The sequence below is a fragment of the Marinifilum caeruleilacunae genome (assembly GCF_013141825.1).
Classification (GTDB): domain Bacteria; phylum Bacteroidota; class Bacteroidia; order Bacteroidales; family Marinifilaceae; genus Marinifilum; species Marinifilum caeruleilacunae.
Genome location: NZ_RZNH01000032.1, coordinates 32,373 through 57,976 on the forward strand (window position 1 = coordinate 32,373; position 25,604 = coordinate 57,976).

General features: G+C 37.6%; 22 protein-coding genes. 13 read left to right on the top strand and 9 right to left on the bottom strand.

Annotation, left to right across the window (positions count from 1 at the left end; all coding sequences use genetic code 11):
* The first annotated feature begins 43 nt into the window (after positions 1–43).
* From pnuC to ELS83_RS16275, 3 genes are all read left to right on the top strand, one after another.
* Positions 44–637 (top strand): nicotinamide riboside transporter PnuC, encoded by a 594-nt coding sequence (gene pnuC, locus ELS83_RS16265; protein ID WP_171596607.1) that lies wholly within the window; start codon positions 44–46, stop codon positions 635–637.
* A 38-nt stretch (positions 638–675) separates the two neighbouring features.
* A complete protein-coding gene (locus ELS83_RS16270; RefSeq protein ID WP_171596608.1) occupies positions 676–1,293 on the top strand; it encodes a thiamine diphosphokinase in 618 nt (205 codons plus the stop codon).
* 219 nt (positions 1,294–1,512) lie between these two features.
* Entirely contained in the window at positions 1,513–2,772 is a 1,260-nt protein-coding gene (locus ELS83_RS16275) for a DcaP family trimeric outer membrane transporter (protein WP_171596609.1), read from the top strand.
* Positions 2,773–2,828: 56 nt separating this feature from the next.
* Here ELS83_RS16275 and ELS83_RS16280 read toward each other — a convergent pair whose 3' ends face one another.
* The 5 genes from ELS83_RS16280 to ELS83_RS16300 are packed head-to-tail and all read right to left on the bottom strand — an operon-like array spanning position 2,829 to position 8,567.
* Positions 2,829–4,691 (bottom strand): sensor histidine kinase, encoded by a 1,863-nt coding sequence (locus ELS83_RS16280; protein ID WP_171596610.1) that lies wholly within the window; start codon positions 4,689–4,691, stop codon positions 2,829–2,831.
* 39 nt (positions 4,692–4,730) lie between these two features.
* The gene (gene dacB, locus ELS83_RS16285) at positions 4,731–6,155 is read right to left on the bottom strand and encodes a D-alanyl-D-alanine carboxypeptidase/D-alanyl-D-alanine endopeptidase (RefSeq protein WP_171596611.1); all 1,425 of its coding nucleotides are present in this window, start codon (positions 6,153–6,155) and stop codon (positions 4,731–4,733) included.
* Positions 6,148–6,348 (bottom strand): exodeoxyribonuclease VII small subunit, encoded by a 201-nt coding sequence (gene xseB / locus ELS83_RS16290; RefSeq protein ID WP_171596612.1) that lies wholly within the window; start codon positions 6,346–6,348, stop codon positions 6,148–6,150. The genes dacB and xseB overlap by 8 nt, the downstream gene beginning before the upstream one ends.
* The gene (xseA, locus tag ELS83_RS16295; protein WP_171596613.1) at positions 6,349–7,740 is read right to left on the bottom strand and encodes an exodeoxyribonuclease VII large subunit; all 1,392 of its coding nucleotides are present in this window, start codon (positions 7,738–7,740) and stop codon (positions 6,349–6,351) included. It lies immediately after the preceding gene.
* Between the two features lie 17 nt (positions 7,741–7,757).
* On the bottom strand, positions 7,758–8,567 hold the full coding sequence (locus ELS83_RS16300) for a toxin-antitoxin system YwqK family antitoxin (RefSeq protein ID WP_171596614.1): 810 nt from the start codon (positions 8,565–8,567) through the stop codon (positions 7,758–7,760).
* A 373-nt stretch (positions 8,568–8,940) separates the two neighbouring features.
* Between ELS83_RS16300 and ELS83_RS16305 the strand changes: the two genes are divergently transcribed.
* Positions 8,941–9,624, top strand: coding sequence for a hypothetical protein (locus ELS83_RS16305; RefSeq protein WP_171596615.1), 684 nt, complete (start codon positions 8,941–8,943; stop codon positions 9,622–9,624).
* Positions 9,625–9,733: 109 nt separating this feature from the next.
* Here the strand turns inward: ELS83_RS16305 and dnaK are convergent, their stop codons facing one another.
* Positions 9,734–11,650, bottom strand: a complete 1,917-nt coding sequence (dnaK, locus tag ELS83_RS16310; RefSeq protein WP_171596616.1) for a molecular chaperone DnaK — start codon at positions 11,648–11,650, stop codon at positions 9,734–9,736.
* Between the two features lie 466 nt (positions 11,651–12,116).
* Here dnaK and panB point away from each other — a divergent pair, with 466 nt between their 5' ends.
* The 6 genes from panB to ELS83_RS16340 all read left to right on the top strand — a co-directional run bounded on the left by panB (position 12,117) and on the right by ELS83_RS16340 (position 18,891).
* Positions 12,117–12,935 (top strand): 3-methyl-2-oxobutanoate hydroxymethyltransferase, encoded by an 819-nt coding sequence (gene panB, locus ELS83_RS16315; RefSeq protein ID WP_171596617.1) that lies wholly within the window; start codon positions 12,117–12,119, stop codon positions 12,933–12,935.
* 62 nt (positions 12,936–12,997) lie between these two features.
* A complete protein-coding gene (locus ELS83_RS16320; RefSeq protein WP_171596618.1) occupies positions 12,998–13,699 on the top strand; it encodes a pseudouridine synthase in 702 nt (233 codons plus the stop codon).
* Between the two features lie 569 nt (positions 13,700–14,268).
* A complete protein-coding gene (locus ELS83_RS16325) occupies positions 14,269–14,454 on the top strand; it encodes a hypothetical protein (RefSeq protein WP_171596619.1) in 186 nt (61 codons plus the stop codon).
* A 63-nt stretch (positions 14,455–14,517) separates the two neighbouring features.
* Entirely contained in the window at positions 14,518–15,360 is an 843-nt protein-coding gene (locus ELS83_RS16330; RefSeq protein WP_171596620.1) for a GLPGLI family protein, read from the top strand.
* Positions 15,360–16,202: a GLPGLI family protein gene (locus ELS83_RS16335; RefSeq protein ID WP_171596621.1), complete on the top strand. Its 843-nt coding sequence runs from the start codon at positions 15,360–15,362 to the stop codon at positions 16,200–16,202. Before ELS83_RS16330 ends, ELS83_RS16335 begins: the two co-directional genes overlap by 1 nt.
* Before the next feature lie 22 nt (positions 16,203–16,224).
* The gene (locus ELS83_RS16340) at positions 16,225–18,891 is read left to right on the top strand and encodes a hypothetical protein (RefSeq protein ID WP_171596622.1); all 2,667 of its coding nucleotides are present in this window, start codon (positions 16,225–16,227) and stop codon (positions 18,889–18,891) included.
* Positions 18,892–18,930: 39 nt separating this feature from the next.
* Here ELS83_RS16340 and ELS83_RS16345 read toward each other — a convergent pair whose 3' ends face one another.
* On the bottom strand, positions 18,931–19,416 hold the full coding sequence (locus tag ELS83_RS16345) for a cytidine deaminase (RefSeq protein WP_171596623.1): 486 nt from the start codon (positions 19,414–19,416) through the stop codon (positions 18,931–18,933).
* A 261-nt stretch (positions 19,417–19,677) separates the two neighbouring features.
* Here ELS83_RS16345 and ELS83_RS16350 point away from each other — a divergent pair, with 261 nt between their 5' ends.
* Positions 19,678–20,613 carry a glucosaminidase domain-containing protein gene (locus ELS83_RS16350; RefSeq protein WP_249414470.1) on the top strand — a complete coding sequence of 312 codons (936 nt, stop codon included), beginning with the start codon at positions 19,678–19,680 and terminating at the stop codon, positions 20,611–20,613.
* Positions 20,614–20,660: 47 nt separating this feature from the next.
* Here the strand turns inward: ELS83_RS16350 and ELS83_RS16355 are convergent, their stop codons facing one another.
* Positions 20,661–21,140: a hypothetical protein gene (locus tag ELS83_RS16355; protein ID WP_171596624.1), complete on the bottom strand. Its 480-nt coding sequence runs from the start codon at positions 21,138–21,140 to the stop codon at positions 20,661–20,663.
* Positions 21,141–21,453: 313 nt separating this feature from the next.
* Here ELS83_RS16355 and ELS83_RS16360 point away from each other — a divergent pair, with 313 nt between their 5' ends.
* Together ELS83_RS16360 and ELS83_RS16365 are read left to right on the top strand one after the other, a co-directional pair.
* Positions 21,454–24,744, top strand: coding sequence for a WD40/YVTN/BNR-like repeat-containing protein (locus tag ELS83_RS16360; RefSeq protein WP_216616633.1), 3,291 nt, complete (start codon positions 21,454–21,456; stop codon positions 24,742–24,744).
* A 67-nt stretch (positions 24,745–24,811) separates the two neighbouring features.
* A complete protein-coding gene (locus tag ELS83_RS16365; RefSeq protein WP_171596625.1) occupies positions 24,812–25,159 on the top strand; it encodes a hypothetical protein in 348 nt (115 codons plus the stop codon).
* 64 nt (positions 25,160–25,223) lie between these two features.
* On the opposite strand, the gene ELS83_RS16370 is transcribed toward ELS83_RS16365, so the two are convergent.
* Positions 25,224–25,601 (bottom strand): hypothetical protein, encoded by a 378-nt coding sequence (locus tag ELS83_RS16370; RefSeq protein WP_171596626.1) that lies wholly within the window; start codon positions 25,599–25,601, stop codon positions 25,224–25,226.
* Between the last annotated feature and the right edge of the window lie 3 nt (positions 25,602–25,604).

Consider the following 25,604-nt stretch of genomic DNA (forward strand, 5'->3'; position numbering starts at 1 on the left):
GTAGAGGCGTAGCATTTTGCGCCTCTACACTCAAAACAAAAGTATGAATTGGATTACCGACAATATTGTTGAAATTATAGGAACCATATCAGGTTTGATATACCTGTACCTGGAAATAAAACAGAACAAATGGTTGTGGCCCGTGGGATTACTGACTTCGGTAATGTACATCTACGTGTTTTTTGTGGCCAAGCTATATGCCGACATGTCTCTTCAGTTCTACTACGTATTTATTAGCATTTACGGATGGATTTTGTGGTCGAGAGGAAAAAGCAAGGAAGATGAATTGCCTGTGACTCGCCTGCAACTAAAATTATCGCTAAAACTTGCTGCAGCCAGCCTGGCAATTTATGCATTTATCGCTTATATATTGGTGAATTATACCGATGATACGGTTCCATACTGGGATGCATTTACCACAGCATTTAGTGTTATAGCTACCTGGATGTTGGCCCGCAAAATATTGGAACAATGGCTGGTATGGATTGTGGTAAATTCGGTTTCCCTGGGCATATACATCTATAAAGATTTGAATTTTACGGCCATACTTTTCTTTTTCTATACCACCATGGCAGTGGTTGGATACATGCAGTGGAAAAAAGATATGATTCGTTCTCAGGCTATTTCAGGCAATTAATTAAATTTACTGGCTCTAATTTTATTTACTGATATCGAATGCAAAAGAAAGCTGTTATACTAGCAAACGGAGCCTTCCCAACTCACGAAATTCCTTTAAAAGAGTTGAAAGAATCGAAGCATATTATTTGTTGCGATGGAGCAATTAACAAACTGGAGAAAGAAGCTTTGGAACCATTTGCCATCATTGGTGATCTAGACTCTCTCGATCCCGAGTTGAAATGGAAGTACAAAGATATCATTCACCATTTCTCGAGCCAGGATACCAACGATTTAACCAAGGCTGTTGATTGGTGTATTTCTCAGAAATACAATGAAATTATCATTCTTGGAGCAACGGGGCAACGCGATGATCATATGATCGGGAACGTATTTCTTTTGCCTCAGTATGCCAAAAAAGTAAGAGTTAAGATGCTAACCAGTTACGGGGTGTTTACGCCAATTGTTCGTTCTCGTAACTTCGAAAGTTATACAAGGCAACAGGTTTCCATATTTTCTCCAAACAGCGAAACGCTAATCACTACGGCTAATTTACGTTATGCATTAACCAATCAGAAACTGGAACTTTTGTGGCAGGGAACCCTTAACGAATCGATGGGAGATAGCTTCAGGATTGAATTTGAAGGTGGCCCATTAATCGTTTATCAGGAATACTAAAACAGAAAATAGATATAAACCTGCTGGCTCTTAAGAGTTGTCAGGTTTTTTTGTTTTAGAATCCTTTGCATAACCTCCCATGCCAAGCCTTTGTGCTTATGCAAAAGGTTCTTTTAATCAATATAAATAAATTTTAGTCTGATAAACAGTTGGAGGTTTGGTGGTAGAAGAGGAAAAGCTGATTATATTTGCAGCCGAATAAAAACCTAACTAAAATCGATGAAGAAATTAAACTATCTGTTATTGCTTATTGTTTCATTAATAAGTGTTTCAGGTCTTAACGCGCAGCAAAAAGAACTACCAATTTCAGTTAAATTTGGTGGATATGTTCATTCTCTTTTTACTTATGATACGCGTCAAACCGTAGCAGCCCGAGAAGGTCATATTCTTCTTTATCCAAAAAATGAATTATTGGATGCAGCCGGAAACGACATCAACAAAGATGGTGTGTACAATATGGCGGTGATTCAATCGAGAGTGAATGCCAAAATAACTGGTCCTGAAATTTTGGGTGCAAAAACTAGCGGATTGTTGGAAGCCGAGTTTGTGGGTAATGGTGAATCGGATACCAATGGAATGCGTTTGCGTCATGCTTTTGTGAATTTGGATTGGGGAAATACCTCATTACTTATTGGACAAACCTGGTCGCCACTCTTTGTAGCCGAAGTATTCCCATTTACAGTTGGAGCTAACGCTGGATTGCCATTTAAGCCTTTTGCGCGTAATCCGCAGGTAAGACTTACCCATAAAACCGGCAATTGGAAGTTATTGGCTGCAATTGCTACCGAAAGAGACTATACCAGTACCGGACCCGATGGTGCAAGCAACAAATACCTAAGAAACGCAGGTTTACCTATTGTTCAGGGACAAGTTCATTATTATGCAGGGAAGCATTTAATTGGTTTTAGTGGAGAATATAAAAATATCAAGCCATCCTTAATGAGCTCAACTGGTTCGGTTGAAATGGGCGATTATCAGGAATGGAAAAATGATGAAACCATTTCTTCATGGGCCATGATGGGATATTTCAAATTGAATTTCGAACCTGTTACTTTTAAAGCACAGGCAACCTACGGAACCAACATGACTGATGTGTTGATGCTAGGTGGATATGCCGTAAAATCCTTAAATCCGCTAACCAACGAAGCTAGCTATACAGGAATTAAAGTTCTTGGAACCTGGGCTGAGTTATCGTACAAGAAAAAAGATTGGGAGCTGGCATTTTTAGGTGGATATTCTAAAAATTTGGGCGCCGAAGATAAGGTGGTAAATAACCTGATTTATGCTCGAGGAAAAGACATCGGAGAGCTGTACAGATTGGCACCGCGTGTTTGCAAAAAAGTAAAGAACCTGAAATTTGAATTTGAGGCAGAGTACACAGCAGCAGCTTATGGAACTGTAACCGAAAAAGCTAAAGTTGAAAATACCAAATGGATTGGAAATACAAGATATTCTTTAGGCGTTTATTATTTCTTCTAAAGAATACATTTAAGATATGATAGAAAGGATGCAGTTTTTTACTGCATCCTTTTTTCTTACAATGGAATTGTGAAATAAAAAGTTGTCCCTACATGTGGTTTCGATTTCATCCAAATTTTGCCTCCAAGCAATTCTATTAAACTTTGGCTGATGGCCAGGCCCAATCCTGTACCACCATACTGCCTTGTATTGGCATCCAATTCTGCCTGGCGGAAACGATCAAAAATAATTTCTTGTTTATCTTCCGGTATACCAATGCCAGTATCGCGAACAAAGAATTCAACAAATTTTCCTTTTACATCGTAACCAATTTCGATATCTCCTGCAGGGGTAAATTTGATCGAATTCTCAAGTAGGTTGTTAAATATCTGTTGCAAACGAACCGGATCGGTTGTAATCTCAATCACCTGATTCTCTTTAGGCATGCTAAGCATAAAATTAAGCTGATTGTTTTCCCTGTGCTCTACCAGGGTTTCATAATCATCTTTAACCGAATCGAAAAGTTCTGAAATTTTGCACCTGCTCAAAATTACCTTTAACTGGTTGGTTTCAATTTTTGAGATGTCCAGAATATCACTAATTAAACGAAGCAAACCGTTGGTGTTTTTCTGAATAATGGATATGAATTTTTTACGCTTGTTCACATCTACATTATCGCCTGAAAGCAGTTCGGTAAAACCTAAAATTGCATTCATTGGCGTACGAATTTCGTGCGACATATTGGCCAAAAAAGCAGATTTTAATCGGCTCGATTCCTCAGCAATTTTAATTGCCTTTTCAAGTTTTATATTGCTTGCCGTGATTTCCAGCATGTGTGCTTTTTCTTTTTGCTCCTTTAATTTTCTCAGGTGAATATTAATCATCATTACAATAATAATAATCGTAAGAAGAATTAAAATGGTTAAAGTAAGCACCACAATCTCTTTGTTCTCCTTTACAAGGCTGTATGGTTCGTTCAGCAGTTTCGAATTCTTTGGAAGATCCTTTGTCCTGATATCGAACTTCACCAATTGGTTGTAATCAAACTCATATTCGTATTCGGCATGCAAAGGTGGAATATCATCGATTGGAGTTCCCGATAATACCTCTTTGGCCAGTTTGGCGACCTGTTTACCATGAATTCTACCTGTAATTAAAGAGCCACCAATTGCACCCCTATTCAGGTAAAAATCCCAAACACAATAAATGGGAACCTTGCAATAGGGTTTGGTTTCCGAAAAGCCTTTTTCGTAGGTACAATAATTGCCGTTGAAATCTCGATTATAAACCAGGTAAAGCACCACATCGTTGGGATCCAGCTTGGAAAACGAAATTTTAAGATCCTGAACGCTCTTGGCTCGAAGAATGGAGTGTCGCAAAGGTTCACCCATTTCTTCAATCTCTTTCTCTAATGCAGCCACCAGGCTTTCACCAGTTGTACTGTAATCGGTAACAACCACAATCTTAGAATAATTTGGGTGATGCTTTTCAATCAATTCAAGTGTTGCACAGAAGCTAAAATTTTCGAATACGCCACTATATCCTTTCGGAGGATCAAAAACCGAATTCAAACCCGAAAAAATTACGGGAACTTCACCAAATATTTCATCACGATTCTCAATTAAAAAATCGTAAGCATTATTATCTGTCGAAAGTATTAAGTCGAATTTCTGATTTTCGTATTTCTTAAGGTAATAAGCCTTTAACAAGTCAAGATATCCTTCCGAAAAATATCTTTTGGTATCCATGTATTCAATGTGGAGCGTACAATTAGGATCAGCAAGCAACTCGCGTTTTATGCTATTAACCGTTGAGTCGGTCCAACTCAAACCATTATGGTAGGAGTTTAGAATTAGAATGTGCTTCTGATTCGTAGAATTGGCAAGTAAACTGCACAGAATAAGAAATGGAAGTAGTAAATATTTTATACTAATTCTCATAAAGTATTGAATTGGTTATTAGTTGTAAGTCAATTCAATTTAAGAATTATAAATATTAATTAAAAGATTTAGCAATTTATTATTTAGCGCTTTCGAAGAACAATTGTAATTGTTAATCAGAATGCAAACAGTGTAAGTTTCTCCTTTAGAATTTGTTAGGTAGCCGCAGTAGCTTCTAACGCCGGTCATCGAACCAGTTTTGGCCTTCCAATTCGATTCTAAACGACTTCCTTTACCAAAGTATTTTAAGGTGCCCGATTTTCCTGCCACAGCTAGTGATGATAAAAATGTTTCATACTCGGGGCTTCCATACATAAAAGTAAGAATCTGGCTAAAAAAATCGGCCGAAATTGCATTGAAGTGCGACAAGCCACTACCATCAAATAATTTTTGATGCTGTGTTTCGATGCCATTGCTTTCCCAAAAATCCTGAATCGCCTTTATTCCAGATTTCCATCCAGCCTCTTTATTTTGATTTTTGCCCAGCTCAAATAACAATTGATCTGCAAACAGATTCACACTTTTTTGGTTGGTCCAGTATACAATTTCACTCAATGCAGGTGATGGCATCTCAAACAGTTGAGTCTTTTCCTCTGCTGAAGAATTTGATTTTTGGAGAATCTGAATTTTATTTTTTTTCAGTTCAGCAATCAGATCTTCCAGTAAAGCCAATTTTGGATTCAGGAAAGCACCTTTTACTTTAAAATTTTTTCGGTTTTGCGGAATACTGCCTTCAATTCTCCTGTAATTGCTTGTATTACCACCAAAAATATAGGCCAGATCTCGATTAATTTCTGAGCTTACTACCTCATTCTCGAACACCAAACCCGTGTTTTTAGGCACTGTTTTTACAATGGTGGTTCTTTCTCCTGCTTTTCCCGATGCAAAGTGCAATGTGTACATGTTATCGCGATAGTTGATTGCATTGGGAACCGCTCCATAATAGTTGCCAATATCTTCCCAAATCCAGGTTCTTGGTATCGACGATTCGAAATAAGAATCATCAAGCAGCACATCACCTTGTATCACTTTAATTTTGAGTTCCAACAGTTCAGAAACAATTTTACCTGCAATGTTTTTGCGGGATTCAAAGTATTTCGATTCCAAACTCGGATCGCCGGCACCTCGAATAATTAAATTGCCTTCGAGAACGCCATTTTTAAGCTTCCCATCAGTTTCTACCAGAGTTTTAAACTGATATTGGCTTCCTAAAATTTCAAGGCTGGTAGCCGTAGTAATTAACTTTTGGCTCGATGCAGGCGTTAAAGCCATTTTTGAGTTGTGATGAGCCAACACTTCATCCTTTTCAACATCTTTTACCAGAATGCCAATACCGGCAGCCACGAAGCTGCTATCGGCTGTAAATTCATCAACTGCCTGCTGAATTTTATTGGGTGTAGTTTTCTGTGAGGAACAGGAAAATCCCCAAACTACCAATGCGAAAAGGAGTATTATTTTATTCATCGATCTCTTTTAAAATCTTTTCAACTTCTTGCTCTGTGCTGTTCAGTTTAGCTTTACAAATCACCAACAATTCCGAAACACGTTTTACTTTTGCCGATAAATCATCAACATCAAGTTCTTCATTCTCAATCAGCATTATGGTCTCTTCAATTTCGGCAATTGCCTCGCTGTAGCTTATTTTTTTCTTCGCCATTTATTTGTGTTTTTTAGGATTTACTTTTTGAATTTCACTTTCCACCGAACCATCTTTAAACCTGGTTTCAATACTGTCGTTTACCGATAGTGAGCGAATGTCTTTTACAATTTTTCCATCTTTTAAAGTGAGTGTATACCCCTTTTGCAGGATATTTTCAGGATTCAGATATTTTACACTTTGTTCATGCAATACGAGCTTGTGTTTCTGGTTTTCCAACAACCTTCCTACACGTATCCCAATTTTGCTTTGCAGGTTCTTTGCATGATTCTTTTCATGAACCAGGCGATGTTCCACTCCATGTTTCAACTTGCTTTTTTGGTTTTCAAGGGTATAGGAGTGCGACCTTGTTAACTGTTTGGCCGAACCAATTAATTTTTCCCTGGCCAGTAAGAGCTGATTCGATTTCTTTTCCAGTATACTTTTAACCATTGGCGAAAATTTGTTCGACAAGTAGTTCAGGTTTTCCGAAGCTTCCAACAAAATTTCATTTACCCCCGTATAAAATTCCTCCTGTAATCTTTCGTGATATGCCTGCTTTTCATCAAAACAATCAATCAGGTACTCGGCTGCGGCTGTAGGGGTTTTTACGCGAACATTGGCCACAATATCTACAATGGTTTCATCTCTTTCATGACCGATTCCCGAAATTACAGGAAGCGGAAACTGGGCAATATTAAAGGCCAGCCAATAATTGTCAAAGCAGTTCAAATCTGCTGTCGATCCTCCACCTCTAATAATCACCACAAGATCAAAAACCTCTTCGTATTCGTTGATTCGATCCAAAGCCTCAATAATCGATTCCTCGGCCTGGTTTCCCTGCATAATTGCCGGGAACAGCTTGTAATGAAACTTGTATCCCGATAGGTTGTTTTCCAACTGATTGGCAAAATCTTCATAACCCGCTGCCGTTGGCGATGATATCACCGCGATGCATTTGGGAATATCCGGAAAATCAATTTCCTTATTCATATCCAGAACGCCTTCTTCTTCCAGGCGATTCAAAATTTCTCTTCTTCTCCTGGCGATATCTCCAAGCGTATAGCTTGGATCAATATCCTTAATGTTTAAGGTGTAACCATAAATTTCCTGGAATTCGATGCTAACCTGTATCAATACCTTAATTCCCGAAGAGAACCTTTGTCCGGTCGAAGTTTCAAAATAAGGTTTCAGCATCCTGAAAGTGTAGGACCAAATGGTTGCCCTGGCTTTGGCAATGATTTTATCTGTTTCTTCATCTTTTTCAACCAATTCCAAATAGCAATGGCCATTCTGATTATAGCGTAGCTCACTAATTTCTGCTACTATCCATATCTCAGACTCAAAAGCATCGTTTAAAACGCCTTTAATTCGATTGTTCAGTTGAAAAAGACTAATTCCTTTATTCGACATACTGTACTTTGCTGAAGTTATCTTCTCATTTGGTTTCGCAAAAACGAATCAGGGTCGTTAATGTAATTTTCAGGATCGCTATTGATCAATTGGTCTTTTTGTGCTTCCATCATCTGTAGTTTTTTCATCTGTTGGGCATCCAGCTGATCCTGGTTAACAGGAATCCCATTTTGGTATTCAATGCTGAAAAGTAACTTGCCATTTTCAGCATGATATTCCCATATGCCGACTTTCTTGTTATTCTGATATTTACCGCCAAATTCAATCACTCCATTGGGATAAAACGCCTGGAATCCACCATCTAACTTTCCATCTTTATACATGGCTTCAAGGTAAGTTTTCCCATCTTCAAAAAATCGTTTCCAAACGCCATGTTTCTTTCCATTTACATATGGTATCGATTCAGAAATACTACCCTTTTTAAACCTGTATTCACTTGGGCCATTCTTAATGCCTTTCTGGTAACTTTCGCTTGCGCGGATATTTCCTTTGGCATCGAAATAGTTCCAAATGCTGTCTTTTTTCGATTCAATAAAATTTCCTTTGGCAATGCGTTTGGCCGACTCATTAAACAGTTCAGCCTTGGCTTTTTTACCATTTTCCGAGAAGAAAAGTACTGCCTTCAGGTTTCCATTGGCATGATATCGTTCCATTTTTCCAATGGGCTGATTGTTCAAAAATGTTCCTTTGTATTTTAGTTTGCCATTTGGATATTTTTTCATCCAAATGCCTTGCTTTAATCCATTTTCATCTGTTTTGTTTGTTTCCTGTGCAATAGAGATCAGTGGAAACACAAGTAAAAGCAGGATAAATATGTTTTGTTTCATTTTGTTCAGTTGTTGTTTTGTCACGATTGACAAGTATTCAAATAAAAAGTGCTAACACAAAACTAATAAAAGAATAACAGTCATAAAAAAATCTCAGGCTTTTCCCATTAAAACCAACAGGTTCGAATCCTTAATAATTTAAATATGTTGTAGATCATCATCGATATTTTTTGGATGGTATTGATATTTTGTATTTTATGAATCGAATTCAATGTGTTTTTCTCTAATTATGTATTGTTGAAAGTGGTGATGAGGCAATTTTTTTGGTGACGAGAAAAACATGAATCGAAAACGATTCCATCTTAGTGGTCAAGTGATTGGAATCAATCAGAAAGAATAAAACTAATAAAGCATAACTAACAAAATTGGTGGTATGGAGACAATGGATTTTCCTTTTAATTTCGATGAAATGCCCATCGCGGCAAAATTCATCTCCGATAGTTTCTCTCGAGACATTGGCGACTTTCAAAAAGTATATCCTGTATTCGATGAGGTGTTCAAAGCTCGTTTTTCTGAGCAAATAAGAAAGGCGAAAGAGATCGTTTGTTGTGGACCCGAAGGGGTAAAAATTCAAAACATCAGAATTGGTGTATTTAGAAAAATCGAAAGTTTAAATACTTTAATTTTAGAGGTTCAGGATTATTTCCCGGTTTCCAGAATCAAGCAATTCGATTATATCGTGGAGATTATCGAGAAAAAGAATTTGAGTTCTATTCTTTCCATCGTGCCAAATTTGCTTCAACAATTGGAAGCCAATATGCCTACCCAAAACGAAGATGTTGCCCAATCCATAATTGATGGCATACATGCAATTTACCAGGTATTAAAACTGGATCGCATTGAGTTGAACCGCCTGCTGAATTCCAGAGGATTGCTTAAAGAGGAAGTTTTCAGGTGTTTGAATCACCTTTGGGCAACCATGCAGGATGTTATGGAAATAGGCCAGAGCTTATATCGCAAAGAGGACCCAATGAAATGTGTAGAATACGAATTGAACTACATTAAAATGAAGGTAAAAACATTCTGGATGCATTCAGCACCAGATGCTGTCGTGTAATATTGACACAAGTAATCTTACCTATATTTTTATCACATAAAAAAAAGGAGCTGTTCTGATGAGCAGCTCCTTTTAATTTATCGAATTTTAGCCTTTAGCTAATCACTTCTTATTTTACTTCCTCGAAGTCAACATCAGTTACTTCATCGTCTGATTTTGATTGACCTCCAGCTTGACCTCCAGCTTGTGCGCCTGCATCAGGACCTGGCTGACCGCCTTGCTGTTGCTGAGCGTTGTACATTTCCTGAGATGCAGCCTGGAATACATTGTTCAACTCTTCGATAGCAGCATTACAAGCATCAACATCCTGAGCTTTGTGTGCTTCTTTCAATTTGTTCAATGCATCTTCGATTGGCTGTTTCTTATCAGCTGGCAATTTATCACCGATCTCTTTCAACTGCTTTTCAGTCTGGAAAATCATTCCGTCAGCTTTGTTCAAAGTATCGATTCTTTCTTTTGCTTTGTTATCAGCTTCTTCGTTAGCCTTTGCTTCGTCTCTCATTCTGTTAATTTCTTCATCAGATAATCCTGAAGAAGCTTCGATACGAATATTTTGCTCTTTACCTGTTCCTTTATCTTTAGCAGATACATTCAAGATACCATTCGCATCGATATCGAAAGTAACTTCGATTTGTGGAATACCACGTGGTGCTGGTGGAATACTATCTAAGTGGAAACGACCAATTGTTTTGTTTCCTTGTGCCATTGGTCTCTCACCCTGAAGAATGTGAATTTCTACAGATGGCTGATTGTCAGCAGCAGTCGTAAAGGTTTCAGTCTTCTTGGTTGGGATTGTAGTGTTGGCTTCAATCAATTTTGTCATTACACCACCCATAGTTTCAATACCTAAGGAAAGAGGAGTAACATCCAAAAGAAGAACGTCTTTTACTTCACCAGTTAATACACCACCTTGAATTGCAGCACCTACAGCTACTACTTCATCAGGGTTTACACCTTTCGAAGGAGCTTTACCGAAGAATTCCTGTACTTTATTTTGAATTGCAGGGATACGAGTAGAACCACCTACAAGGATTACTTCATCAATTTCTGCAGCAGATACACCAGCATCGTTCAATGCAGATCTACATGGCTCAATTACAGCTTGAATCAAGCTATCAGCCAATTGCTCGAATTGTGCACGAGAAAGAGTTTTTACCAAGTGTTTTGGAATACCGTTTACTGGCATAATGTATGGCAAGTTGATTTCAGTGCTTGTAGAGCTCGACAATTCAACTTTTGCTTTCTCAGCAGCTTCTTTCAAACGCTGAAGAGCCATTGGATCCTGACGCAAGTCAATTCCTTCTTCTTTGTTGAATTCATCAGCCAACCAATCGATAATTACCTGGTCGAAATCATCACCACCCAGGTGAGTATCACCATTGGTAGATTTTACTTCGAATACACCATCACCCAATTCAAGAACTGAAATATCGAAAGTACCACCACCAAGGTCGAATACTGCGATTTTCATATCCTGATCTTTCTTATCAAGACCATATGCCAAAGAAGCAGCTGTTGGTTCGTTAATAATACGCTTAACAGTTAAACCAGCAATTTCACCAGCTTCTTTAGTTGCCTGACGCTGTGCATCGTTGAAGTAAGCAGGAACTGTAATTACAGCTTCAGTTACTTCTTGTCCAAGATAATCTTCAGCAGTTTTCTTCATTTTCTGAAGAGTCATTGCCGAAATTTCTTGTGGAGAATATTTTCTATCGTCAATTTCAACACGTGGTGTGTTGTTATCACCTTTTAGTACTTTATATGGAACACGTCCGACTTCTTTACCTACTTTGTCGTAAGTTTCACCCATAAATCTCTTGATAGAGAAAATTGTTTTTGATGGGTTTGTGATGGCCTGACGCTTTGCAGGATCACCAACTTTTCTTTCACCATTTTCTACAAACGCTACAATAGACGGAGTAGTTCTTTTACCTTCGCTGTTAGGAATTACTACAGGCTCGTTACCTTCCATTACAGATACACAAGAGTTGGTAGTTCCTAAGTCGATTCCAATAATTTTACCCATTTTAAGTATTTATTTAATGTTCTTATTTTTTTCTAATTCACTCGCGGATCATTCTCAAATCCGACAGGGAATAATCAAAGGCTGTGCCATTCGAAAAATTGCAGTTTCGAATGCAAAACTGACACAGTATGGGAAGCAATCAGATTAAATCATGACAGGTTTACTGACAGAAAGACAGAAGTAGGCAATTATGAATGATGAATGATTAATGATGAATGATTAATTGAAGCATTCAATTAACAAATCCTCATTAACTCATTTACTAATTCACAAAATCACAAATTCAGACAATCACTCATTCACTCACTTCTCATTCACTCATTCACTCATTAACTCACCTCTCATTCACTTTTTTCTTTTACCTTTGCAGTCTTATACCATTCAAAAAATAATTGTAATGGTATGAATTAAAACAGAATTGGGATAATTGCACCTTACTTAATCTATTGTCCAAAAATTTAAAATCATGTCAATTCATAAAGAATCGGTAAAGAGAGTTACAACACATGTGCTTTCTGAAATGAAATTGAAGGGAGAAAAAATCTCCATGCTAACCTCCTACGACTATTCGATGGCTGCCATTGTTGATAAGGCAGGAATAGATGTTATTTTGGTTGGCGACTCAGCATCTAACGTAATGGCAGGACACGAAACCACATTGCCAATTACTTTGGATCAGATGATTTATCATGGCGCATCGGTTGTACGTGCAGTACAAAGAGCTTTGGTTGTTGTTGATTTGCCTTTTGGTACCTACCAGGGAAACTCGAAAGAAGCATTGAACTCTTCCATTCGCATTATGAAGGAAGCAAGCGCCGATGCAGTGAAACTTGAAGGGGGAAGCGAAGTTCTGGAATCGGTGAACCGTATTCTTTCGGCAGGTATTCCGGTAATGGGGCACCTTGGATTAACACCACAATCGATTCACAAATTTGGTACATATGCAGTACGTGCCAAAGAAGAGGAAGAAGCTGAAAAACTGCTCGAAGATGCCAAGTTATTGGAAGAAGCAGGTTGTTTTGCAATTGTGCTTGAAAAGATTCCTGCAGGTTTGGCTAAAAAGGTGGCCGAAAGTGTATCCATTCCAATTATTGGTATTGGTGCAGGCAATGGGGTTGACGGACAAGTTTTGGTAATTCACGACATGTTGGGAATTACCCAGGAGTTTTCTCCTCGTTTCTTAAGAAGATATCACAACCTGTTTGCAGAAATTAAGGGAGCGGTAGAAACTTATATTGGCGATGTAAAATCGAAGGATTTCCCGAACGAAAGAGAACAATATTAGTGAATTAGTAAATGAGTGAATGAGTACTTCATTAATCATTCAGAATTAATAATTGAATAAAGGTGGCAAGAGAAAGACTAGAGGTATTATACGAGGACAATCACATTATTGCAATTAACAAGCGATGTGGTGACATTGTTCAGGGGGATCAGACTGGTGATGAACCTTTAAGCGAAAAAGTAAAGACCTACATAAAAAGAAAGTACAACAAACCAGGTGATGTATACCTGGGTGTGCCACACCGTATCGACAGACCGGTAAGTGGAGTTGTGATTTTTGCAAAAACCAGTAAGGCCTTAACTCGTTTGAATAAAATGTTTCAGCAAAAGGCCGAACAGATCGATAAGATTTACTGGGCCGTGGTGCAAAACTGTCCAAGAGTAGAAGAGGAGACCTTGAAGCACTACTTGTTGAGAAACCAGGAGAAGAATCGTACCAATGCTTTCGATAGGGAGAAAAAAGGTGCGAAAGAAGCCATATTGGACTACAAGTTATTGACTCGCTCGCAGAAATATTTCTTGTTGGAGGTGAAACTTCATACAGGTCGTCATCATCAAATTAGAGCTCAGCTTTCGAAAGTTGGAATGCCAATTCGCGGCGATTTAAAATATGGAGCTCCACGCTCTAAAAATGGTGGAGGAATTGGTCTTCATGCCAGGGAAATTGGTTTTATGCACCCGGTAAAACAAGAACCCATAAGAATTAAAGCTCCGGTTCCACAGGATGATAATTTGTGGAAAGAGTTAGAAAAATTAGCAGATTAGATATAAAACCGATGCTTTCGCATCGGTTTTTTTATAATGTAAGAAAGCTCTATTGGTATTTTTCCGGTAGAGCTTTTGTTTTACAATAAAATATAAAATGGTTTAAGATAAGTTTTACTTGGAAAGGATGAAAAAAGCCTTTGCGTGTTGTTTTTACTGGTAAATATTATTTTGACTTGTTACATAAATGTTAAACAGAGAATAGACTCCTGTATCTACCAAAAAGCCTAATTATAGGGTGTTAGGAGATTGCTGGAAAGGAGTTTGTATTTGGATTGTATTAAAATTATATTAATTTAGTAGGGCAATAATCTAACAATATATACCAACATATATTCTTTTGGCAGTTGAATTAAATCTTGATTTTAAGTTATGGATTTGAGTTATTGACTAAACAATATGTGGGGTGAAATTGTTGGAATTGCCATTCGGGAATCAAATTTTATCCATTCTCTTCCCCGAATGGCTTGTAGCTTAGCTACTTTGGCAAAGGCAAAGCTACTAAACCGAGATGACTTGTGCAATTGGCAATTGTATGGGGAAGGATTTTTGCTGTTAAATTTCTTACTATGAAAAAGAAAATTCTGAGTTTAATGTTTTTTGGAGTTTTGTTGATTGCTGCTGCACCTAAAAAAGCTGATGCAGCATGCATTGATGTAAATCTTTCTTGTTATGATGGTTATATGGTTTGTGGTTTAACTATGGAAACAGTATTAGAAGGAATAGCATCAGCTGAAGAAGATTTGTGTGATTAATGTTTATACGATTGATTCCAAAATGGGATCAATCGTAGCTTTTTAACTTTAAAATTATTAGAGATGTTTCGAATTACATTGATTTTACTCTTGATAGTATTTTCTTTTTCAATTAATGCTCAAAATAAAATTAAAAATCATGAAGCAATAGATATTGCAAAACTTCGATGTACCTATTTGTTTACTTTTCAGCGTGATTCCACTAATGCTTTAAAGATAGGGAGTGAAAGGATGGATTTATTTATAGGAGAGAAGTGTTCAAGATATAAGAGTTATGGTAGAATAAAAATGGATTCTATGATTCAAGATTTCGAAAATAGAGGAATTCCCATGGAAATTGCATTGGCCGATATTTCTATTTTTCCAAAATTGAAATATGAACATCAAGTTTATAAAAATTTTCCTAAAGGATCATTTAGTGTATTTGATCGTGTACATAAAGATAAGTTTGTATATGATGAACCAATGGATTGTTTTAATTGGATTATAAAATCCGATACGGCTACAATTTTATCATATAAATGTCAGAAAGCCATAACAAATTATAAAGGTAGATCTTATGAGGCATGGTTCACAAAGGAAATTCCATTAAGTGAAGGTCCATATAAGTTTCATGGTTTACCTGGCTTAATTGTTAAAATAGCTGATACTAAAAATCATTATTCTTTTGAGCTGTTATCAACGATAGTTCCTCCTAAAGGCACTTTGATTTATTTTCCAACTTATCCAACAATTTGTACAACTCGAGAAGGATTAATGAAAGTAAAGCGCGATGCGAAACAAGATATCATTAAACGATTGGAGGATATGGGGGGTAGTTTTTCTGATCCAGAGACAAGAGAAAAAGCTAAAAAGCGAGCAATGGAAAAAGCTAGAAGAAGAAATAATCCAATTGAATTATTATGATGAAAAAACTAATAAATTTAACAATATTACTGTTTCTATTTACATTTGTTTATTCCCAAACAAAAACATGCAACACAAAGATCATTGATCAAGCCAATTTAATTTGTATTTACACCCATCAATATCAAAGAGATTCTACAAACAAAGAAGATATTCGTAATGAGAATATGTTATTACTTATAGGTAATAATGGTTCTAAATTTTTGAGTGAAAATTTAGTGAAGAAAGATTCTATGATATATGATATTGAGAAAAGAAATGTTCCTCTGGAAATAGCTGTTGCAGACATTTCTATATATCCAAGAACGAATTTTAATTATCAAATTTTTAAGAACTATAAAAAAGGAAAATTGGTATGCTTCGATCGAGTTTTTAATGATAAATACGAATATGAAGAAGATATGAACTCCTTGAATTGGAAAATTGAGATGGACACTGATAGTATTGCTGGAATGGAATGTCAAAAAGCGACTACCAAATATGCGGGAAGAGATTATATAGCTTGGTTTACCAAAGAAGTACCTGTTAACGAAGGGCCATATAAATTTCATGGCTTACCTGGATTAATTGTAATGGTTGGTGATACCAAAAATCACTATGTTTTTAAGTTAAAATCAATATCTAAAACAAAAAAACAAGTAAATATCTACTATCCAATTCTTTATACAACGGAGTCTACACGCGAGGGGGTAGTAAAAGCTAAATATGATGCGAATCAAAATATTGTGCAACGTTTGGAGCAAATGGGAGCGCGCTTTACTGATCCACTTAAAAAGAAAGAGTTCAAGGAGCGTGCCCAAAGAAAAGCCAAACAAAGAAACAACCCAATGGAGTTGAGATAATTATTACTGCAATAAACCATTCATGCCAATTAATAAATCACGCATTTACGGGAAGTGTTTTACCTGTTTTGTAATTGTATTTTTCTTGTTTTGGGTACAGAATGCTCTTGCACAAACCAAAATATCGGGTAAAATTATCAGCGATAAAGGTGATGCATTGGAAAATATTCATGTACTGATACAAAAGCAGGTTAATGGAGGAATTGTGGCTTTTGCAATAAGCAATGCAGAGGGAGAGTATCAAATTCAATTTTCTACCGAAAAAGACTCTGTCTATCTGAAAACTCAATCGCTGAATTATTCCAACCAGAATTTATGGGTGAGTACCAAAAGCCATGTTGAGAATTTTACATTATATCCCGATGTTAAGGAAATAAAAGAAGTGAATGTAAAAGCTCCGGGAATTACTCAGCGTGGTGATACCTTATCCTATTCGGTAGGTGTTTTCGCCAGTAAAAAAGATCAGGTGATTGCCGATGTGATCAACAAAATGCCTGGCCTTGAGGTAGAATCGGACGGTAGAATTCTATACCAGGGAACACCAATTCGTAAATATTATATAGAGGGTTTGGATTTGTTAGAAGGCAAATACAATTTGGCCAATAACAATTTACCAGCCCAAGCAGTGGCTTCGGTGCAGGTTCTCGAAAATCATGAACCCATTAAATTGCTGCGTAATGTAACCGCTACCGATAAGGCTTCCTTAAATATCAAGCTAAAACGGAATATTACGCTAACAGGTAAGGCGCAAATGGGAACAGGTTTTACTCCTTTTCTTTGGAACGCCAATATTACCCCTATGCTGTTCAATAAAAAACAGCAATTTATCTGTTCGTACCAGGCCAATAATACAGGGAAGGATGTAGCTTCCGATTTAAAAGTGCTTAGCATTGAAGATTTACTCGATAAAGTAGATAACGATACCGATAAAGAGGAATTATTAGGCATCCAGGGATTATCTACGCCCAATTTTCAGAGCATGAGATATCTGGATAACAACATCCATTTGTTATCGAATAATTATTTATTAAAGTTGAATAAGGATATACAACTTAAGGTAAACAGTTCTTATTTAAACGATTATCAGAAACATGAAGGTGGAAGGAAAAGTGAGTATTTTCTGGGTAAGGATACTGTTGTATTAAGTGAACATATCAGTAATAGCTTGAATAAACGCTCGCTTGTAAATGATTTTATTGTAACACAGAACTCCGATAAAAGCTATTTAAAAAACACTCTGAACTTTAAAGTCTATTGGGATGCTCAAATGGGTAATGTACAACAAGCTAGCGATAAAATAAGACAGGATTACGATAATCCATTTCAGTCATTTTCAAACAAACTAAAATGGATAAAACCCCTGGGCAAACGAATGTGGCAGTTCAATTCTTTTGTGGGATACAACAGGGCCCCACAAAGTTTGCAGATACAGCCAGGTGTTTATTCCGATGTTTTAAATGAAGGCAAGCCATACAACGCGGTAATGCAGGAGGCCACGCACAAGGTTTTAAATGTTAATCAATCTGCAAGCCTGATCAATCGCGTGAAGCGATGGAGTTTTACCCATAAGTTGGGATATCAGTACAAACAGAAAGACTTCGAATCGAATATTTATACTCGAGAACAGGAACAGTTTGAAAATCTTGGGCTCGATTTTCAAAACCGATTGGAATTCAATAAGAACATGGTGTATGCAAGCGAAGGAGTTCAATACATAAGTGAGACCTTAAAGCTTTTTGCCGATTTACCTTTTAATTATTCCCGTTACAAGATTTGTGATAAACCTGCAAATGTTTCCTTGAAGAAAGAAAGCTTTTTATTTCAGCCACAACTTCGCTTGAATTACAAGCTTAATTCTTTTTTAGAGTGGAAAAATAGCTGGAAAAGAATAGATCGGATCAAAGACAATAGTCGGATTAATTATGCACAGGTATTAGAAAACTATAGACGTTTGCAACATCGAGAAGCTGCTTTGGGCGAAACCAAAGGACAGAACATGGGGACAACATTATTTTATAAAAATCCCTTAAGCTCAGTTTTTATGCACATTGGTTATCGTTATACCGAAAGCAAAATGGATGTAATGCTTAATAATGAAATTCAGGACGATGGATCGATGAAAATAAAATGGGAAAATTACGATAACAATAGCTATACCCATAATTTATTTGCACAGGCAAGCAAATATGTGGGCAATTGGAAAACCAACTTTAGCCTAAAAGGGAATTATTTTTCGAGTCGACAAAAAATGTTTTTGAACCAGCTTGTTAGCCCAATTAATAACGAGACTTACATTGTAAATTCCAAAATTACCACTGATGTATTCGAATGGTTGAACCTGGAATTTAAAAGTGAATTTACCTGGCTAAACTCGCAGATAAATAGGGGCGAAACCAATAAGGTAGAACAGCAGTTGCATAAAATGAATATGATGGTGTTTCCCTGGGAAAGTCATTATTTTGGAAGTGCTGCCGAGTATTATAAAAACGAAGGAGCTGAAAGTCTGTTTCTCGATTTATTGTACCGATATACTTTTAAAAATAAACGCACAAAATTGGAGTTGCACTGGCTGAATGTATTCGATAAATCTACTTATTCAAGTTATTTTGTCGATGAGTATTCAATTGTTGGGAACTACTATCAATTGCGTCCATCGCAGGTGCAAATCAATCTTAGTTTTTCGTTTTAGAAAAACAAAAAACGGAAGCCCATCGGACTTCCGTTTTTTTTATTCGTTCAACATTTCTTTATCGAAAAACAGGGGCAATAACTGCTTGATATTGTCTACGATTCGAATTTTATTTTCACCGCAAAGAATCACTTTAATGGGTTGATTGTACCTGTCTTCGGTTTCTAATAAAACTTGTCGGCACGACCCACAAGGCGGAACAGGAGTATCTAAAAAGTTCCCATTGGTTCTCGAAGTAATGGCTATGGCTTTTACCGGAACATCTGGGTATTTGGCATTGGCATAAAAAACGGCAACTCTTTCGGCACATAATCCCGAAGGGTAAGCAGAGTTTTCCTGGTTATTGCCCTGTACAATTTCACCATTTTCCAGAAGGAGAGCTGCCCCAACATTAAATTTTGAATAAGGCGCATAAGAGCGATGAGCTGCATCTTTGGCCTGATTGACCAGCAATTGATCCTCTTTCGAAAGTTCCTCAACCGAATCGTATTCGTAAACTGTTGTTATAATTTGTGTTTTCTTCATCTTAATGCCATTAGTATGCAGTAATTTGCAATTAGTACAAGAACTAACTACTAATACTCATAAATATATATAATAGTTTCGATAATATTTACTTAAAAATTATCGTTAGCCTATCAACGGAATATCTTGTGAATAAAAATTGATACAGAAATATCAATGAATAACAGGATTGTTATATTTTTATGGTTGTTTTCGAAATCGGAACTAAGATATACATAAATTTTCGAAATCTTATTTACCTGGCTATCACTTTAGACATTTATGAAGAAAATTATCCTATACACACTGCTAATGCTTACAATTTCGACAAGCGTATTGGCAAAAAATTACACACGAAAAGAGTACATTCAAAAATACAAAGACCTGGCCATTAGAGAAATGGAGCGAACAGGAATTCCTGCCAGTATTACAATGGCCCAGGGAATTCTGGAATCGCGAAATGGAAATTCAGATTTGGCCCGAAAAGCGAACAACCATTTCGGAATAAAATGCCACGATTGGGTTGGACCAAGCATGGAGTTCGACGATGATGAAAAAGGAGAATGCTTCAGAAAATATACCAACCCTTACGATTCGTATAAAGATCATTCTAAATTCCTGACCACTCGCTCGCGATATGCCTTCCTGTTTAAGTACCGATCGGATGATTACAAACGTTGGGCCCATGGACTAAAGAAAGCAGGATATGCTACCGATCCTAAATACGCACACAAGCTAATCAGTATTATCGAAGGCGAGCAACTGTATAAGTTAGACAGGAAAGGTGCTGGTGGAGACTATTATGTAGAGAAACCAGATAAAACCCAGCTGGCAGACATTGATGGAGACCTGAGCATCGACCCATTTGGTGCAAGGTTGGAAGTTGCCAATGGAATTCATTACATCCTGACAAAGAAAGGAGATACTTTCTATAGCATTGAGAAAAACCTTGGGGTAGAGCGCAAGAAATTGCTTCGCTACAACGATTTACCGAAGAATTATATTCTACAAATCGACCAAAGACTTTACCTGCACAACAAGAGGAATAAAGCAGCCAGGGGATATAATTTCCACCGTGTGAAAGAAGGGGAAACACTTTACGAAATTTCGCAGGAGTACGGTGTAAAACTGAAAAAACTGTGCAAGTACAATGGAGTAAAGAAGAACTACAAAGTGAAGGCTGGAGAAAGAATCTGGCTGAGAAAAAAGAAAAGATAAAGGATAAAAGATATCCCGATTTCAGGTCGGGATATCAATTCGAAAGATTATATGGAATCCGGTTCAGTTGAATCGGATTTTTTCTTGGGGTAAATCAGGCTTCCTCCAATGGCTAGCGCAGCCGAAATAATCATGATATTCTTGATTACATATTGACCTTCCAGGCTTGGAAGTAAAATGTTGCCCGACTGGAAAGTAACCTCAGGCAAAATTACCAATGGCATAAATGTACCCGTCATTTGTAAAAACAGTAAGGCAATGGCAAGTCGTGTGCTCTTTTTAAAAAGGAAGCAAATGCCAATAAGCACTTCCCACCATCCAATAATATCTACCCAGGTTTCAGCAGCAAAGAAAGGCATCCAACTTACGGTTGATTTTACCAATGGAATGGCAGCCGACAAACCGATGGGTTTTAAAATTCCGAACCAGATAAATATCACAGCAAATGAAAAACGAATTGCCGGGATTGATAATTTCTGCATGTAACCTGCAATAACCAAGTCTAATTTTTTGATTTTTATATTCATGATCATCTTCATTTAGTTTGTGAATTGGCCTCTTATTAATTCAATAAGAAATAAAAGACCTTAATATCCTAAAAGTAGATATTATTCCATTTTTAATGCATGTTAAAGAACAGGTGAGGGTGAATATTACAGAGGAGATAAAGAGAAGAGAAATATGGCTTAGGAATCCTTTATATTCGTGAGAGGAGATTCACAGTTTTGCACTAGGAATTTTAGCCATAAACATGTAAATTCAACAAACTTAAGAATATACACATGTTGATGCGTAAACAGACAACTAAAAAGCGCTTCAACTCATCCTAAAACCAACCATATGAATACTTTTACAATCCGACTGAAACGGGTGTTGATGGTGATGGCTTTAACCGGCCTGATGCTGCCAGCTCATTCTGTTTTGGCCAAGAAAAAAACAAAAGAGCCTACCAAAGATTCTTTAATCAATTCAAGTTTAGTAAGTGGATTAAAATTTAGAGGAATCGGTCCGGCCACAACATCCGGACGAATTTCCGATTTTGCAGTGAATCCCAATAACCATAGCGAGTACTACGTAGCTGTTTCGAGTGGAAACATTTTCAAAACCATTAACAATGGAACCACATGGAAACCTGTCTTCGATAAGTATGGTTCCTACTCGATTGGTGTAGTTACGATGGACCCGAACAATAGCAATGTGGTTTGGGCTGGAACAGGCGAGAACAATCACCAACGTGCATTGGGCTATGGCGATGGCGTGTACAAAAGCATGAATGGGGGTAAGAGTTGGAAAAACATGGGATTGAAAGAATCGCGCCATATTGGTGGAATTGTAATCGATCCACGCAATTCGGATATTGTTTTTGTGGCAGCCGAAGGATCAACCTGGGGACCAGGTGAGGAACGTGGCCTGTACAAAACTACCGATGGAGGAAAGAACTGGAAGAAAGTTTTGCATATCAGTGAAAATACTGGTGTGAATAATGTGATTATCGATCCGGTTGATCCTGATGTTATGTACGCAACTTCGGAACAGCGTCGTCGTCATGTACATGCAAAAATTGGTGGCGGACCAGAATCGGCCATTTACAAATCGACCGATGGAGGTGAGAACTGGCGTAAGTTAAAGACAGGTTTGCCATCGGGTCATGTTGGAGGAATGGGCATTGCAGTTTCTCCGGTAAATCACAATTATGTATATGTGATTATTGAAGCAGCAAAAGGAAGCGGTTTTTACCGTTCTACCGACCGCGGAGAATCGTGGAGCAAAATGAGCGACCATGCAAGTAGCGGACAGTATTACAACGAAATATTCTGCGATCCTGTTGATGTTGATAAAGTGTATTCGGTAGAAACCTATACGCATTACACCGAAGATGGTGGAAAAACCTGGAAACGCCTAGGTCTGAAAAATCGCCATGTTGATGATCATGCACTTTGGATCGACCCGAATGATACCAAACACTTTATGATTGGTGGCGATGGCGGTATCTACGAAAGTTTCGATGCTGGTGCTACCTACGTGTATAAATCGAACTTGTCGGTAACCCAGTTTTACCGTGTTCAGGTGGATAATGCCAAGCCGTTCTATAATGTTTACGGGGGAACTCAGGATAACAATACGCTAGGTGGACCATCACAAAATATCAGCCGAAGAGGGGTAACCAACGATGAGTGGGATCCAATTTTGGGTGGCGATGGCTTCTGGGCACAAATCGATCCAAAAGATCCTAACATTGTATACTGCGAATATCAATATGGAAACTCATTCCGTTACGATAAAAAAAGTGGTGAAAAGATCAATATCAAGCCACGTGAGCGAAAAGATGAAAAAGCTTACAAATGGAACTGGAATGCACCAATGATTATATCTCCACACAAACATACACGTTTGTATGTGGCAGCCAATAAAGTATTCCGAAGCGAAGATCGAGGAAACTCATGGGAAGTTATTAGCGAAGATTTATCTACCGGAAAAGATCGCGATTCATTCAAGGTAATGGGCAAATACTGGAGTGCCGATGCAGTAAAGAAACATGTTTCTACCTCACAATTTGGTACCATTGTTTCTATGGCTGAATCGCCATTGAAAGAGAATTTATTATATGTAGGAACCGACGATGGTTTGATTCAAATTAGCGAACAGGCTGGAAAAGATTGGACGAAAATTGCCTCTTTCCCAGGAATTCCTCAGTATACATACGTAAGCGACATTTTACCATCGAAACACGACGAAAATGTAGTTTACGCATCTTTCGACAACCGTAAGCGCGACGACTTTAAACCTTACATTCTAAAGAGTGTTGATAAAGGAAAAACATGGACAAATATTGCCGGTAACCTGCCAAAAAATGGAACAGTTCATACCATCGAGCAAGATTTTAAAGATCCTGAATTGTTATTCGTTGGAACCGAATTCGGCATTTTCTTTACCAAAAACAATGGAGAAAATTGGGTGCAGTTAAAATCAGGTATTCCAACCATTGCTATTCGCGATTTAACCATTCAGGAACGCGAATGCGACCTTGTTGCAGCAAGTTTCGGACGTGGATTCTTCATTTTGGACGATTATTCGCCGCTAAGATTTGTAAACAAAGAAATGGCAAACAAAGAAGCTGAACTTTTCGAAGTGAAAGATGCACTAATGTTCATTCAGACAGGAGGAAAAGGAAGCATGGGCCATACCTACTTTACGGCTCCTAATCCTGCCTTTGGTGCTACATTCACTTACTATTTAAAAGAAGTGCCAAAAACAGCAAAACAAGCTCGCCATCAAAAAGAGAAAGAGCTGTTCAAGAAAGGTGAGTTTATTCCACAGCCAAGCTGGAAAGAGCTCGAAGATGAAAAGAGAGAAGTAGCACCTTACCTATTGTTTACCATCAAAGATCAGGATGGAGAAGAAATTCGTAAGATTACTTCAAGTGCGAAGAAAGGAATCAACCGTATCAATTGGGATTTAAAATTCCCATCGGTGTACCCGGTAAAGAGCAAAGACTTTAAGCCTACCAAAAAAGCAAGATCAGGCATGTTTGTAATGCCAGGCGAATATATGGTCGAAATGGGCATTGTGTCTAAAGGAAAATACCAGAAACTTGCCGATGAGGTGAAGTTTAAAGCAGTTCCGCTTAACAACACAACATTGCCTGCCGAAAACCGAAAAGAACTGGTACAATTCCAGCAAAAAGTGGCACGAATGTTGAAAGCTGTACAGGGTAGTATGCAGTTAACAGAATCGTTTAAAGCAAAAATGGCAGCCATAAAAACTGTATTGTTGCAAACACCACGAATCAATGCAAATGTTTCTGAAAAAGTAGATGAACTATCGGCAGAGTTGAATGAAATTGAATTCCTGTTCAAAGGAGTATCTGCAAGAGCAAGTTGGGAAGAAGTGCCACCGGCTCAAATTCCAATTTCACGACGAATTAACAACATTGTGGGTACACATTGGGCAAGTACATCGGGAGTCACTCAAACGCAGAAAGATCAGTTCGAAATTCTTAAAGAAGAATTTCCGGCTGCTTTAAAGAGATTACAGAACCTGGCCCAGGAAATGAAATGGGTAGAGGCCGAATTGGAGAAACAAGGAGCAGCATGGACTCCTGGCAGAATCCCTACTTACACAGTAGAGTAGGGCCAGCAGAGGAGTAACTGCAATACAATAAAACGAGAATACTAATCTAAAATCAATACATTGAATTATGAAAAAAGTAGTCTTTTATTGTCTTGGAGTTTTGCTTTTGGCATCCTGCCAAATGACTCAAACCATTGTTACTCCTCCTGCCAATGTTAATGTGCCTAAAAACGCACTTTTTATTTCTCAGTCGGGAACCGAGAATGCCATCATGCAAACCATTATCGATTTGGAAAATAACGAAATGGTGGTGCTTACATACAGTTATGCAAATATCGAAAATGTAACCCGAACAGGCGTGTATCTCAATCCCGACGATTATCGAAATATGAAAATTGTAGGAACCGATGCTCCTTTCGCCGAAGAGGAAGAAGAAACGAAACCGCCTCAGCAGGAAGAATCGAAAGAGAAATAAACACAAAAATAAAAGGGATAAACCAAGCATGAGTTTATCCCTTTTTATATCGTAAAAAATAAGTTTATCTCTCCTCCAATTGGTCCTTCGTTCTGCTTAAAAGGAAGGAGTCGGCCAATTGAATTGCCGTAATAATAAACAATACAAAGGCAATCGGATATTTAAATGTCCATGCAAAATCTACAATGATATTGGCCTCTTGCAGTCCGAAATAGAACAGGAAAGCCATCGAAAACCCCAGGATCACAATTACACCCAAAGCCATTAGCGAATGGCGCAATAATGCCTCACGAATCGATTTTCTCTTCTCTACCTTTTCCACCACATTATCGGCAAAATCAGCAGGAATCCGAATCTCAAAATCATCCTCCAAAATCTCTTTTAGCAAATCATCCACATTTTGGAACTCCTCTTCTGTGTGTTTTCCTCTGTAGCTATGCATATC